Source organism: Achromobacter sp. 18P8.1.1, assembly GCF_057799415.1.
This window is the reverse complement of the sequence record NZ_JBYOKH010000037.1, coordinates 16,930-30,781: the sequence shown is the minus strand read 5'-3', so window position 1 is coordinate 30,781 and position 13,852 is coordinate 16,930. Positions and strand designations below refer to the sequence as shown.

Genomic DNA, 13,852 nt, shown 5'->3' with positions numbered 1-13,852 from the left:
CTACGCAATAATCCCGTCAACTGTAACCGCTACCGCCCTTTTTCCGTAACCCCTCCGACACGCCATTGGGGTTATGCGGCGGCCTGGGTAGCGGCGGGCTCCCCGTGCCCCGGCGGCAACTCGCCGGGCGCGTCGTAGCCTTGCGGATTGCCTTGCTGCCAGCGCCACCCGTCGGCGCACATGGCGGCCACATCGTGCGTGCTGCGCCAGCCCAACAAAGCGGCCGCCAGGGCGGGGTCCGCCCACATCCGCTCGATGTCCCCAGGACGCCGCCCCTGCGTGCGCACCGGAATGCGGCAGCCATTGACCCGTTCAAAGGCATGCACCAGCTCCAGCACACTGGTGCCCTGCCCAGTGCCCAGGTTCACCGCCACGAAACCGGGGTGATCCTCGGAATACGACAAGGCCTGCACATGGCCTTGCGCCAGGTCCATGACGTGCAGATAGTCGCGCACGCCCGTGCCGTCGGCGGTGTCGTAATCGTCTCCGAACACGCGCAGGAACGGCTGCCGGCCCACCGCCACCTGGGTGATGAAGGGAAACAGGTTATTGGGCAGATCACGCGGGCTTTCACCGATCAGCCCGCTGGGGTGTGCGCCAATGGGGTTGAAGTAGCGCAGCGTGACCGCACTGAAAGCAGGAGACGCCGTGCAGACATCGCGCAGCATTTCCTCGACCATCAGCTTGGTGCGGCCGTACGGGTTGGTCGGTGCCAGCGGGTGCGCTTCGGTGAACGGCAGGTATTGCGGTTCGCCATAGACCGTGGCCGACGAACTGAACACCAGCCGCGCCACGCCCATCTCGCGCATCGCTTGCAGCAAAGCCAGCGACCCCGCGACGTTGTTGTCGTAATACTTGAGTGGATCGGCCACCGATTCCCCGACGGCCTTGCAGCCGGCCAGGTGCAGCACCGCCTGCACGGGCTCGCCCCGGCCCGCGGCGTCGGCCAGCACCGATTCCACGAGACCGGGGGTACGGATGTCGCCCTCGATCAGCGGAATTGGGGCGCCACACAGGCGCTCGACCCGGCGCACGGCCTCGCGGCTGCCGTTGCTGAAGTTGTCCAGCACCAGCGGCCGCTGGCCCGCCGCCAGCATCGCGACCAGCGTGTGCGTGCCGATGTAGCCCGCCCCGCCCGTCACCAGCACATGCAGGTCCGCCATGCCGGCCCCCGTCAAAGGTGCGCCGCCACGCCCGGCACCCACGCGTGCCGCGACCGCGGTGCCTGGGCATGGCCGCGATAGCGGTCGATCCAATACGACGTGGAGGCGTCATGGCCCCAGTCCACCACCCCGGCCGAGACCGGCACTGCCAGTTCGCGTTCGATGCCGGTGGCCAGGCGTTTGCCCAGTTCCACGCCCCATTGGTCAAAGGGATTGATGCCCCAGACCACGCTCTGCACGAACACTTTGTGCTCGTACAAGGCCAGCAGCGCGCCCAGGCCCCGCGGGTCCAGTTGGCGCAGGACGATCAGGGTCGACGGCCGTCCGCCCGGATGCACCATGTGCTGCGCCAGGCTGAGCGCGCGTTCCTGGTCGTCGATATGGGCCACGTCCAGCAGCGCCTGTTCCAGGCACTTGCCGCGCAGCAGCGCCTGCCGCTGGGCCAGGCAATTGGCCAGCAGCATGCGGTGTGCGTCGGGGCTGTCGGTATGGCCTTGCAGGCTGGCGATGAAGTCGACGGGTGCGCCGTCTTCGCTCTGATGCAGCCACTGGAAGAACGTGTGCTGCCCATCGGTACCCGGCATGCCCCAGATGATCGGCGCCGTCGGCACGCCAACGGCCGTGCCGTCGCCGGCGACCCGCTTGCCCAGCGACTCCATTTCCAACTGCTGCAGGTACGTCACCAGGTGCAGCAAGCGCGCGCTATAGGCGGCGATGTTCAGGGAGTTGTGACCCAGCACGCTGCAGTTCACCAGGCCGGCCAGCGCCAGCTGGATCGGCGCGTTCGAGGCGAACGGCGCCTGCTGGAAGTGCTCGTCCATCGCTTCGGCGCCCGCCCGCATGCCGATCAGTACGTCGGCGCCCACCGTCAATGCGATTGACAGGCCGGCGACCGACCATACGGAATAGCGTCCGCCCACCCAGTCGCACATCTTGAAAACCTGGTTGGCCGGCACGCCCAGGGCGCGCGCGGCAGGCGCGTTCGCCGTGACCGCCGCCAGATGCTCGGACACGTCGGTGACGCCGCCCTGCTTGAGCCAGGCGATGGCGGCCCGCGCGTTGTGCAGGGTCTCGGACGTGGTGAAGGATTTGGACGACACCACCACCAGGCAGCGGCGCGGGTCCAGGCCGGCCACGGCGTCATGGAAAGCATGGCCGTCGATATTGGACACAAAGCGGATCTGGCGACGCTGCCCCGGGCCGCCGAAGGCCTGGATGGCCAAGCGGGGGCCCCAGTCGCTGCCGCCGATGCCGATATGCAGCACGGAGGAAAAATCAGCCGTCTGGTCTACCTTGCGGACGAAATCGGTCATGCGCGAATACTCGCAGACGGAATCCGCATCCAGGCCGTCAGGCTGCTCGCGGGTACGCCCGGCGCGCAACGCGGTATGCCAGGCCGGCTTGCCTTCGGTCCAGTTGACGGGGTCGCCTGCGAACAACGCGTGGCGCGCATCCGCCAGCCCACGCGCCTGCAGCAGGTTCAGCGCCGCCGCCTCCAGGGCGGGAGACTGCCGCTGCATGGTCAAGTCCACGCACAATCCCGCCGCTTCAATTACTTTCAACGTACCGGCATCCAATCCGGCGCTCTGCGCGGCCTGCGCAAAGGCCTGCCACTCGGGGCTTTGCGCCAGGCCGGAATTGGCCCTTAACGCCTCAATCGCATAGTTGGCCTTACCCATCGCGTGATGCTCCTTAGAACGGTAAACGAACGTGAGGCGCAATGCGCCGGAACGCGTTGCGGAAGTCCTCCTCGATACGGGCCAATGCGGCCACGGTGTCTCCTTCAAAACGCAAAACCACCGTCGGCGTGGTGTTGGACGGACGCGCCAGGCCGAAGCCGTCGGCATAGTCCACCCGGACGCCATCCAGATCGTTGACGGAGATGGCGCCGGGGAACTCCCCCTGCGCGCGCAATGCCTCCACCAGTTCGAACTGTTCGCCTTCGGCGGTGTCCAGCTTGATTTCAGGGGTCGCGCAGGATTGCGGCAGGCTTTCCAGCAAGCCTGACGGGTCCGGCGCCGCCGAGAGGATCTCCAGCAGCCGGGCAGCGGCGTAAATGCCATCGTCAAAGCCGTACCAGCGCTCTTTGAAAAACATGTGGCCGCTCATCTCTCCAGCAAGTAGCGCTCCCGTCTCGCGCATCTTGGCCTTGATCAGCGAATGGCCGGTCTTCCACATGGTGGCGCGCCCCCCCGCCTCGACGATGGCGCGCGCCACGTGGCGGCTGCATTTGACGTCGTAGATGATCTCTGCACCCGGGTTGCGCTCGAGCACGTCGCGCGCGAAGAGGATCAGTTGCCGGTCAGGCCAGATGATCTGTCCCGATTTCGTCACCACCCCCAGCCGATCGCCGTCACCATCAAAGGCCAGGCCCACTTCGCAGTCGGAATAGCGCAGGCAATAGATCAGGTCTTGCAAGTTCTGCGGATCTGCCGGGTCGGGGTGATGGCCAGGAAACGAGCCGTCCACTTCGCAGAACAGTTCGGTCACTTCGCAACCCAGCGCGCGAAACAGGGCCGGCGCCACCGCGCCCGCCACGCCGCTGCCGCAATCGATGGCGATCTTCATCGGGCGCGCCATGCGGATGTCGCCCAGCAGGCGGGCCGCGTAGCAGGGCTGGATCTGCATCTGGGTACGTCCGCCTGCCACGGCGGCCGATTCGATGGGCAGGCGCATGGCGTCGCGCAAGGCCGTGATGCCTTCGCCGTACAGCGACGCGCCTTCCAGCACGATCTTGAAGCCGTTGTGCGCTGGCGGATTGTGGCTGCCCGTGACGGCGATGCCGGCGCCGGTGTCCATCAGGCGCGTAGCGAAATACACCATCGGCGTGGTGGCCATGCCGATATCGATGACGTGCATGCCCGCCGAACGCAGCCCTGCCTGCAGCGCGGCCGCCAGCTCCACGCTGCTGATCCGGCCGTCGCGGCCCACCACGATCGAGCGCGCCCCCTGCTCCCTTGCCTGGGTGCCTGCCGCCATACCCAGGCTGTGGGCAAAGCGCGCATCGATCTCGTCCGGCACGGTGCCGCGTATGTCATAAGCCTTGAAAACCGCATCCAGAATTTGCGGGGTATCCCAGCCAAAAGTTCCGTGCATGCCAGTTTCTCCGGGTGGCGTTATTTGGGGCCGTTCTGTTTGAAATCGCCGTAATACGCCGCACGGGAATACCGATAACTCCCATACTTGGACCGGAAGCCGAAGCGCTCCGGCATGAGCTTGAGCCCGTTGAACAACACGCCGTCCACGGGCGCGCCGGCCTGGATCAGCCGCTTGGCCGTTTCGCGGATCTCGCCCACGGTGTTCATGCCGGAGCGCACCACCACCATGACCGCGGCCGCATGCGTGCCCACCACCGCCGCGTCGGGCGATGACAGCACCGGGGCCGTATCCAGAATCACCATGTCGTACTGCGACGCCAGTTCACGCAAAGTGGCACCGAACACCGGCGAGGCCAGCAGTTCTGACGGATCGAAGGTCACCGCGCCTGTGGCGATGAAGTCCACGCCTTCGGACACACTGTGCTTCCTGACGCGCGTCAGCGGGATCGTGCCCGACAACACTTCGAACAGGCCGTCTTCTTTCGGCACGCCGAAATAGCGGTTCAGCTGGCCCTTGCGGAAGTCGGCATCGATCAGCAGCACGCGCTTGCCCACGCCGCCCTGGATGAAGGCGAAGTTGGCCGACAGGAACGACTTGCCCACGCCCGCCACCGGGCCGGTGAACATGACCATGTTGTTGGCGGACTGGCGCAGCGACGCCTGCAGCACATTGCGGAACGAACGCAGGCTTTCAATGGGCGGCGCATTGCCCTGGCTTTGCGCAAGCAGCGCGGGCACGGTCGCGTTCTTGCGGCGGCTACGGCGCCACAACTTGTCCTGCATGTCGCTGTACGGGATGGCGGCCAACACCGGCAGGCCCGTGTAGCGTTCGACGTCTTCGGGTTCCGACAGGCCGCCGAACAGCGCGTTGCGCACGAAGGCGCACAGCATGCCGAAGATCAGGCCGATGGCCGTCGCCACGCCGATGATGATCGCGGCCTTGGGGCGCACGGGGCGGTCGGGTTGCACGGCCGCATCCAGGATGCGCACGTTGCCCACCTTGCCGGCGCGGATCAGTCGCAACTGCTGCGCGTTGTTCAAGAGGCCCGTGTAGAGCTCGGTATTGACGCGCACGTCGCGCACCAGGCGCACTACGTCCTGCTCCAGGTCCGGCAGCTGCTTGATGTTGTTGCCGATGCGGCTGACATCGCCAGAGAGCGACGTGATCTGCCGGTCGATGGCCACGATGCTGGGATGGGTCGGCGCAAAGCGCGTGATCAGTTCCTGCCGCTTGGAACGCAGCTCCATCACCTTGGTCTGCGCGTCCACCGATTGCGCCAGGATGAGCTTGGCTTCTTCGCTCAAGTCGATCGTGCCGCGCTTGTTGCGCAGCGCGTTGTACTTGGTTTCGGCGGCGTCCAGTTCGCCCTTCAGGATAGGCAGCTGCTGCTCCAGGAACGTCAACGACTTCTCGGCCTGGGCCGACTTGCGGTTGACGTTCTGCTGCACGTATTCCTGGCCGATCTGGTTCAGCACCGCCGTGGTCAACGCCGGATCATTGCCTTCCAGCGTGACGCCGATCACGCCCGAAGCGCGGCCGCGCTCGAAGATGCCCAGGTGCGATTGCACGTCTTCGATCGCTGCCAGACGCGAACTGCGCGACACCGTGAACTCGGTGCCAGGGCGGCCGGCCAGCGCATCGATGTGCACGTCCATCGCGCCGCCGCCGGGCAAGAGGAAGTGTTCCGGCTTGCCGACGGTGCCGTTGAACGTGGCGCCGGTGAACTTGTCGGTCAGCGTGTAGCGGCCTTCGCCCAGCGTGGTCACGCGAAAGGGCTTGCCCAGCCATTCATTGGGCACGTCCAGTTGCGAGATTGCGATGGACTCCCCGCCCCATGCATACCCGCCGCGCGGCAGGCTGGACGGATACGGCAGCGCTTCATAGCGCTGCGCCAGCCATTCGCCCACCACGGGGAAATAGCGCGGCTTCGCGTGGATGTAGAGCAGGAACTTGTCGACAGCCGGCCCCACCACCATGCGCGAACGCAGCACTTCCATTTCGCCGGACGTCTCGGCCTTGGTGTCGAACATGGCGGAGACGTCGCCGAGCAGGCTGCGCGCCTGGCCATTGGGCATTTCCTCTTCAACCTGCACGATGATGTCGGCCGAATAGACCGATGGCGTGACCATCACGTATGCCAAGGCGCCGAGAAAGGCGAGCAAGGTGATGGCAATGATCATCCACCGGTTCGAGACGATCGCATCCACGTGGGACGACAACGGGGTTTCCTGCTGGCGAGCCGGGACGTTCGGCTCGAATGATTCGATGGGCAACGACATGCAGCTCTCCAGACGTGGGCGCCGCCGCGGTCGCGGCGCCCCCAAAGGCGTGGTTTAGGGTCTGGCGACCCCGAAAGGCGGACTAGTTGATCGATTTCACGGTCTGTACCGTTTGTGCGCTCGGGAACAGGTTGCTGATGAAGCGGTTCCACCGCACCAGCGCTGCCGTATCCACGAACACGACGTCTTTGGGTTCCAACTCGAACTTCGCTCCTACCGCCAGAGCCTGCGGCGACTTGGAGTTCAGATGGAACACCAGCGGCGTCGCTTGCTCAGTACTGCGCACTACGAAAATCTGCGACGCGTCAGCCGAGAGCTGGTTCGGTCCTCCCGCCATGCCCAGCGCCTCGGTCAACGACATGCGTCCGTCGCGCATCACCACCGTGGTGGGCAGGAACACTTCGCCCATCACGAACACCTTGCTGTCGTCACGCGGCGTCACACGCACGATGTCGCCTGACTTCAGCATGACCTGATTCAAGTCCTGGCCACGTTCGATCAGCGCGGGCAAGTTCACGCGGGTACGGCGGCCATCACGAATCACATAGACGGCGCTGCGGTCGGCGGTGGGCAACAAACCTCCCGCGCGGTTGACCGCTTCGAGCAGAGTCATCGGGATGTCATTGATGGCAACCGTGCCCGGCAACTTGACCTCGCCTTCGACGTAGACGCGCTTGCTGCGATAGCCAAGCACGCGTACCGTGATCTGCGGATCCTGGATGTACTTGCCGGAACTATTGACTATGAGATTGCGCGCCTGAAGTTCCGTCAACCCCGCCACTTTCAGCAATCCCGTATAGGGAAATTGGATGTATCCAGTGGATGACACCGTATAGCCCGGAATGCCCGAGGCGGTATCTCCCATGACTAGTTCGGTCACCCCTGTCCCGATGGCGTAGGTTTGCGTCGGAAGGACGAGCTCGGGGTGATCCCAGACCACGATGGAGAGGATGTCTCCGGGGCCGATGCGGTAGGGCTCGACACTGCCGACCAGGCGGTTCACGCCATCGTTGTCGATCAGTGCCTGGCGGGCGCGCAAGTCGTCCACGACCAGCGACGGCGTGATTTCCTTGATCGGGGCCACGGAGTTCGGATCCAGCGGATCTACGAGGTGGGCGGCATTAAAGGTCATACCGGGAGACAGGGCGCAAGCGCCTAGCGAGGACACGAGCGCGATAGCGGCGATGGCTCGGCTCAACGTTCCGAAAAATGTCGTCATGGCAAATCCACTGTGAATGACTTCGTTGCTTGGAATGGAGCCCGATGCGTAACGGGTTGCGACATTCCACTCTCTTTTCGAAGCCCCGCACATTCGACGGATGCCCTAAGCCTTCTCCTACATCGTTTGGAGGTTTCGGGTACGCCTAGCACTCAATAAGATTTCGTCGGTAGCCACATGTTTTGCGGCAGTGCATCGTTTTTTTCGCCGCAAGAGACTCCCCACGAACAGGAGTGCGCGATGGACCCGTCCAACTCGGACACGTCGGCAAGATTCAGCGGAGCCAGTTATCTGTACCGCTTGCTCGATGCCGCGATCGTGATCACCTGCGGCCTGACTGCCACCGGTTTGAAATTCTCAGACGATGCTCTAGCGGACCCGCCGCAGATCCATCTGTTCCTCGTCTACTTGTGCGGCCTGGGCGTCATCGCCATCTTTCCCGCGTTCCGCCTGTACGTATCGTGGCGAGGACGCCTGCTGACGGATCTGGTGGTGCGCAGCCTGATGGCCTGGGCCACCGTGTTCGCGCTGGGCATTCTTGTCAGTTTTCTCATGCACCAGACCGCCGCGATATCCCGCATGTGGGCGGCTACCTGGTTCGGCATGTCGGCCTTGACGCTGGCAGGCGTGCGTATCGCCGTCTATGCGGCGCTGGGCGCGGCGCGTGACCGCGGCCTGAACAAGAAGAACGTCTTGCTGGTGGGCTTCGGCGCGCTGGGCCACGACCTGTGGCGCCGCGTCGAACGGTACCGGGGCGCAGGCTACACCGTGGCCGGCATCTATGCCGAACCGCATGAAAGCCTGCCGCCGCAAGTGCGCCGCCTGCAGGACCTGGATAACCTGCACGCCTTCGTCCATGAAAACAACGTGCGAGAGATCTGGATCGTCCTTCCGATGGAGGCGGGCCAGGAATTGCGTGAAGTGCTTTACCACCTGCGCAACGACCTGGTGGATATCCGGTGGATCCCCGATGTGATGTCGATCCAGCTGCTGGGCCACCGCATCGGCGAATTCCTGGGCTTGCCCGCCATCCAGCTCAACAGCCTGCCTGCCGCCGGCGTGCGAGGCTGGGCCAAAGAGGTCTTCGACCGCAGCTTCGCCTTTTGCGCGCTGATCGGCCTGTCGCCCCTGATGATCTCAATCGCCCTGATGGTGAAGCTGACGTCCCGTGGCCCCGTTTTCTTTACCCAGCCGCGGCTGGGCGTGGACGGCAAGGTGTTCCACGTCTACAAGTTCCGCACCATGACCGTGCATCAGGAGCATGGCACGGTCACGCAGGCGACCCGCAACGATTCCCGCATTACCCGCATCGGCGGCTTCCTGCGGCGCACCAGCCTGGATGAGCTGCCGCAGTTCCTGAACGTGCTGATGGGCGACATGTCCGTCGTCGGGCCCCGCCCACACGCGCTGGAGCACAACGAAATGTACAAGGACCTGGTGCAGCGCTACATGATGCGCCACCGGGTCAAGCCGGGCATTACGGGCTGGGCCCAGGTCAACGGGTTCCGGGGGCAGACGGACACGCTGCGCAAGATGAGCGACCGCGTCGAGCACGACATCTACTACATCCAGCACTGGACGTTCCGGATGGACCTGCTGATCATCGCCCGCACGGCCGTGTCGGGATGGACGGGCCGCAATGTCTACTAAGCCTTTGGGATGGCCGGGCCACAGCGCCCGTGCGGACATCAGTCGTGGCGGCATGCTGGCCCAGGCCGACTTCCGCCAGGCGGTCGAGATGCTGCCGCTGGTGTCCATCGACCTGCTGCTGCGCGACGTCAATGGCCGCTATCTGACGGGCCTGCGGACCAATCCGCCGGCCCGCGGAGCCTGGTTCGTGCCCGGCGGCCGGATCCGCAAGAACGAATCCCTGCGCAACGCGCTGCGCCGCATCGCCAATGACGAGCTGGGCCTGGCCATCGCAGCCGAGGCCTGGACGCCTCGCGGCGTGTACGAACACTTCTATGGCACCAATTTCGCGGGTGAAGCCGGACGCTCCACCCATTACGTCGTCCTCGCCTACGAGGCCGAGTTGTCGTTGGACACCGCTTGTCTTCCGCAGGCGCAGCACCAGAGCTACCGCTGGCTGCCTGCGGAAGAGATCGCCGCCGACCCCGGCGTGCATCCGTACACCCAGGCCTACTTCAAGGAGTGAGCGCCATGACGAATCCCCCTCCCCCCTACCGGGCTGTCATCCTTTGCGGCGGTTCCGGTTCGCGCCTGTGGCCGTTGTCGCGCGAACTGCTGCCCAAGCAGTTCATCCGTTTGACCGATGCCCGCAGCCTGTTGCAGAACACGCTGCTGCGCCTGGGCTCTGCCGGCGCCCAGGCCAAACCGATGCTGGTGTGCAACGATGCCCACCAGTACATCGCCGCCGAACAGACCCTGGAACTGGGCATCAAGGACGCCGAGGTAATCCTGGAGCCCTTCGCGCGCAACACCGCCCCGGCGATCGCCGCGGCCACGTTGCGGGCCATGCGGGACGGTGAAGACCCCATCATGCTGATCATGCCGTCGGACCACGTGCTGGAGGACGGCGAGGTGCTCAGCGCGGCCTTCGCCGCCGCCTACGAGGCCGCGCGCCAGGGTGCGCTGGTGACCTTCGGCATCACCCCGACCGCGCCGCTCAGCGGCTACGGCTATATCCAGGCGGAAGAACCCGGCGTCATGGCGCCGGCTCGCCGCGTTCGCCGTTTCGTTGAAAAGCCGTCGCCCGAGGTGGCGCAGCGCTTCATCGACGACGGCGGCTACTACTGGAACAGCGGCATGTTCGCTTTCCAGGCGTCGGTCTTCCTGTCTGAAATGGCCCGCTTGGCGCCGAAGATGCTCGAACAGGTGCAGGCCGCTGTGGCTACCGGCCATGGGGAAAGCGGGCTGTTCCATCTGGACGGGCCGTCGTTCGAGGCTTGCCCCAGCGATTCGATGGACTACGCCATCATGGAACGCACGGACAGCGCCGTCGTCATCCCGCTGGCGGCCTCATGGAGCGACGTAGGTGCCTGGGACGCGGTCTGGGGCATCGCCCAGAAGACGGTGGAGGGCAACTCCACCACGGGCGACGTCATGGTCGAGGATTCCCGCAACTGCCTGATCCACTCCACCAGCCGGTTGGTCGCTTCGGTGGGCCTGGACGACATCGTGGTGATCGAAACGGCCGACGCCGTGCTGGTGGCCCATAAATCCCGGTCGCAGGACGTCAAGCGCCTGGTGGAGATCTTCAAGACCCAGCACCGGTCGGAACTGAACCACCACCGCGAGGTGCAGCGCCCCTGGGGGTCCTACGACTCGGTGGGCCACGGGCCGCGCTACCAGGTCAAGCGCATCACGGTGAAGCCGGGCGCCCGCCTGTCGTCCCAGATGCACCATCACCGGGCCGAACACTGGATCGTGGTGTCGGGCACGGCGCGCATCTACAACGGCGACAAGCAGTACCTGCTGACCGAGAACCAGTCGACCTACATCCCGCTGGGCGAGACCCACAGCCTGGAAAACCCCGGGAAGATCCCGCTGGAGATCATCGAGGTGCAGTCGGGTGCCTATCTGGGCGAGGACGACATCGTGCGCTTCCAGGACCTCTACGGCCGTGTCTGAAAACCCGGTGAAAGAACCCTTCTGGCGGCCGGGGTTGGCTCGGATCTGCCTGCCGTTGGCCGGCCTGTTCTTCGCCGTGCTGGTGACGGTGGGCAACCTGCCCGGGTTGGCGGCGGACATGTCGGATGCCTTCGGCGACAAGCGTCTGCACCTTGTGGCTTACGCCTTCCTGACCGGGTTGATCTACCTGTCGGTCAACCGGCGCCCGGCCCTGGTGGCCATGCTGGCGATCACCGCTTTAGGTGCGCTGGACGAATCAATCCAGTCCTTTTTTCCCTACCGACAGGCTGAACTCTTAGACCTTTTGGCCGATATCTTGGCGGCTGGTGCAACAGTAATCTCATTGCACATCGGTTCCGCAGCCTTCGGCTCCTTTCGTGCAGTCACTAAGTCTTAAGGATACAACCATGCCAAAACGGGCACTGATTACCGGCGTTACCGGCCAAGACGGGGCCTACCTGGCGGAGTTCCTGCTGGCCAAGGGCTATGAGGTCCACGGCATCAAGCGGCGCGCTTCGCTGTTCAACACCGCGCGCATCGACCACCTGTACCAGGATCCCCACGACCAGCCGCGCAATTTCGTGCTGCATCACGGCGACATGACCGATTCGTGCAGCCTGATCCGCATCGTGCAATCCGTTCAGCCGGACGAGATCTACAACCTGGCGGCACAAAGCCACGTGGGGGTGTCGTTCGAAGAGCCTGAATACACCGCCAACGCCGACGGCCTGGGCACCTTGCGCCTGCTGGAAGCCATCCGCATCCTGAAGCTGGAGGAAAAGGCGCGCTTCTACCAGGCCTCCACCTCTGAGCTGTATGGCCTGGTGCAGGAAACGCCGCAGAAGGAAACCACCCCCTTCTATCCGCGCAGCCCCTACGCCGCCGCCAAGCTGTACGCCTATTGGATCAGCGTGAACTACCGCGAAGCCTATGGGATGTACGCCTGCAACGGCATCCTGTTCAACCACGAATCGCCCAAGCGCGGCGAGACGTTCGTCACCCGCAAGATCACTCGCGGCCTGGCGCGCATCGTCCTGGGCCTGCAGGAATGCCTGTACCTGGGCAACTTGTCGGCCCTGCGCGACTGGGGCCATGCGCGGGACTACGTCGAAATGCAGTGGCTGATGCTGCAGCAAGAGACGCCCGAGGACTACGTCATCGCCACCGGCATGCAATACAGCGTGCGCGAATTCATCAATACGGCGGCGCGCGAGCTGGGCATCCTGCTGGCGTGGGAGGGCGAAGGGCTGGAGGAGACGGCCACCGTGCTGTTCTCGCCCGTCCATGACATCAAGCCCGGGCAGGTGATCGTGCGCGTCGATCCGCGCTACTTCCGTCCGACCGAAGTGGAGACGCTGCTGGGCGACCCCACCAAGGCGCGGGAAAAGCTCGGCTGGTCGCCGCGCACCACGTTCGCACAGCTGGTCAAGGAAATGGTGGAGAGCGACCTGAAGGATGCGCGCCGCGACGCGCTGGTCGAGCAGAACGGCTACGAAATCTACGCCTACAAGGAGTAGTTCGCCATGACGAACCTGGACCAACGCGTGTTTGTCGCCGGCCATCGCGGCATGGTTGGCGCCGCGATCACCCGCGAACTACAGCGGCGCGGCTACCCCCATGTGCTGACCCGCACCCGCGCCGAACTGGACCTGGAAAACCAAAACCAGGTGCACCGCTTCTTTTCGACGACCCCCGTCGACGTGGTGTACCTGGCGGCGGCCAAGGTGGGCGGCATCCTGGCCAACCAGAATCATCCGGTCGATTTTCTGTACAAGAACCTGATGATCCAGTGCAACGTGATCCGCGCCGCCTACGCGGCCGGCGTGCGCAAGTTGCTGTTTCTGGGTTCGTCATGCATCTACCCCCGCGAGGCTCCGCAGCCGCTGCGCGAGGACGCTTTGCTGACCGGCCCGTTGGAATCCACCAACGAGCCGTACGCCATCGCCAAGATCGCAGGCTTGAAGTTATGCGAGGCCTACCAGCGCGAATACGGCGCGCGCTTCATCTGCGCCATGCCGACCAACCTGTACGGCCCGCATGACAACTATGACCTGCACAGCAGCCATGTGCTGCCGGCGCTGATCCGCAAATTTCATGAAGGGCGCGAATCGAACCAGGAAAGCGTGACGATCTGGGGCACGGGCACGCCGCTGCGCGAATTCCTGTACGTGGACGACCTGGCCCAGGCCTGCGTCACGCTGATGGAGCACCCCCACGCCGAAGGCATCTACAACATCGGCGCGGGCAAGGACATATCCATCGCAGACCTGGCGGCGCTGGTGGCGCGGGTGGTGGGTTACCACGGCCGCATCGTCTACGACACCACCAAGCCCGACGGCACGCCGCGCAAGCTCATGGACTCGTCGCGCGTGCAGGCGCTGGGCTGGCGGCCCGACGTATCGCTCGTGGACGGCATCACGCTGGCATACGGCCACTTCCTGCGTGAACGCGCCGAACAACCCCAACAGGCGCTGCCCGTGGCCTGACGGCCGCGCCAGCAT

At 64.8% G+C, this 13,852-nt stretch carries 11 protein-coding genes; 6 read left to right on the top strand and 5 right to left on the bottom strand.

The features are described from left to right. Nucleotides 1-71 precede the first annotated feature (71 nt). The 5 genes from galE to AC27VE_RS21410 all read right to left on the bottom strand — a co-directional run bounded on the left by galE (nt 72) and on the right by AC27VE_RS21410 (nt 7,760). Complete coding sequence (gene galE / locus AC27VE_RS21430) at nt 72-1,163, bottom strand: UDP-glucose 4-epimerase GalE (protein ID WP_488704904.1); 1,092 nt, start codon at nt 1,161-1,163, stop codon at nt 72-74. An 11-nt stretch (nt 1,164-1,174) separates the two neighbouring features. Next, entirely contained in the window at nt 1,175-2,842 is a 1,668-nt protein-coding gene (pgi, locus tag AC27VE_RS21425) for a glucose-6-phosphate isomerase (RefSeq protein ID WP_280026790.1), read from the bottom strand. Nucleotides 2,843-2,855: 13 nt separating this feature from the next. Continuing rightward, nucleotides 2,856-4,259, bottom strand: coding sequence for a phosphomannomutase/phosphoglucomutase (locus AC27VE_RS21420; protein ID WP_088589058.1), 1,404 nt, complete (start codon nt 4,257-4,259; stop codon nt 2,856-2,858). Nucleotides 4,260-4,279: 20 nt separating this feature from the next. Next, a complete protein-coding gene (locus tag AC27VE_RS21415) occupies nt 4,280-6,541 on the bottom strand; it encodes a GNVR domain-containing protein (protein WP_006225572.1) in 2,262 nt (753 codons plus the stop codon). An 82-nt stretch (nt 6,542-6,623) separates the two neighbouring features. After that, a complete protein-coding gene (locus tag AC27VE_RS21410) occupies nt 6,624-7,760 on the bottom strand; it encodes a polysaccharide biosynthesis/export family protein (protein ID WP_427955590.1) in 1,137 nt (378 codons plus the stop codon). Nucleotides 7,761-8,000: 240 nt separating this feature from the next. On the opposite strand from AC27VE_RS21410, the gene AC27VE_RS21405 reads away from it, so the two are divergent. The 6 genes from AC27VE_RS21405 to AC27VE_RS21380 are packed head-to-tail and all read left to right on the top strand — an operon-like array spanning nt 8,001 to nt 13,837. Beyond that, nucleotides 8,001-9,410, top strand: a complete 1,410-nt coding sequence (locus tag AC27VE_RS21405; protein ID WP_488704903.1) for an undecaprenyl-phosphate glucose phosphotransferase — start codon at nt 8,001-8,003, stop codon at nt 9,408-9,410. Between the two features lie 52 nt (nt 9,411-9,462). Further along, nucleotides 9,463-9,915, top strand: coding sequence for a GDP-mannose mannosyl hydrolase (locus AC27VE_RS21400; RefSeq protein WP_488704922.1), 453 nt, complete (start codon nt 9,463-9,465; stop codon nt 9,913-9,915). A 5-nt stretch (nt 9,916-9,920) separates the two neighbouring features. Further along, nucleotides 9,921-11,351, top strand: coding sequence for a mannose-1-phosphate guanylyltransferase/mannose-6-phosphate isomerase (locus AC27VE_RS21395; RefSeq protein ID WP_088589059.1), 1,431 nt, complete (start codon nt 9,921-9,923; stop codon nt 11,349-11,351). Between the two features lie 34 nt (nt 11,352-11,385). Further along, nucleotides 11,386-11,748 carry a VanZ family protein gene (locus tag AC27VE_RS21390; RefSeq protein WP_488704921.1) on the top strand — a complete coding sequence of 121 codons (363 nt, stop codon included), beginning with the start codon at nt 11,386-11,388 and terminating at the stop codon, nt 11,746-11,748. A gap of 10 nt (nt 11,749-11,758) precedes the next feature. Then, entirely contained in the window at nt 11,759-12,868 is a 1,110-nt protein-coding gene (gene gmd, locus AC27VE_RS21385; protein WP_006225566.1) for a GDP-mannose 4,6-dehydratase, read from the top strand. 6 nt (nt 12,869-12,874) lie between these two features. Further along, on the top strand, nt 12,875-13,837 hold the full coding sequence (locus AC27VE_RS21380) for a GDP-L-fucose synthase family protein (protein ID WP_488704902.1): 963 nt from the start codon (nt 12,875-12,877) through the stop codon (nt 13,835-13,837). Nucleotides 13,838-13,852 lie beyond the last annotated feature (15 nt).

Excerpts from the sequence above, each read along its gene's own strand:
- galE (WP_488704904.1), bottom strand. The coding sequence starts at position 1,163 with ATGGCGGACCTGCATGTGCTGGTGACGGGCGGGGCGGGCTACATCGGC.
- pgi (WP_280026790.1), bottom strand. The coding sequence starts at position 2,842 with ATGGGTAAGGCCAACTATGCGATTGAGGCGTTAAGGGCCAATTCCGGC.
- AC27VE_RS21420 (WP_088589058.1), bottom strand. The coding sequence starts at position 4,259 with ATGCACGGAACTTTTGGCTGGGATACCCCGCAAATTCTGGATGCGGTT.
- AC27VE_RS21415 (WP_006225572.1), bottom strand. The coding sequence starts at position 6,541 with ATGTCGTTGCCCATCGAATCATTCGAGCCGAACGTCCCGGCTCGCCAG.
- AC27VE_RS21410 (WP_427955590.1), bottom strand. The coding sequence starts at position 7,760 with ATGACGACATTTTTCGGAACGTTGAGCCGAGCCATCGCCGCTATCGCG.
- AC27VE_RS21405 (WP_488704903.1), top strand. The coding sequence starts at position 8,001 with ATGGACCCGTCCAACTCGGACACGTCGGCAAGATTCAGCGGAGCCAGT.
- AC27VE_RS21400 (WP_488704922.1), top strand. The coding sequence starts at position 9,463 with ATGCTGGCCCAGGCCGACTTCCGCCAGGCGGTCGAGATGCTGCCGCTG.
- AC27VE_RS21395 (WP_088589059.1), top strand. The coding sequence starts at position 9,921 with ATGACGAATCCCCCTCCCCCCTACCGGGCTGTCATCCTTTGCGGCGGT.
- gmd (WP_006225566.1), top strand. The coding sequence starts at position 11,759 with ATGCCAAAACGGGCACTGATTACCGGCGTTACCGGCCAAGACGGGGCC.
- AC27VE_RS21380 (WP_488704902.1), top strand. The coding sequence starts at position 12,875 with ATGACGAACCTGGACCAACGCGTGTTTGTCGCCGGCCATCGCGGCATG.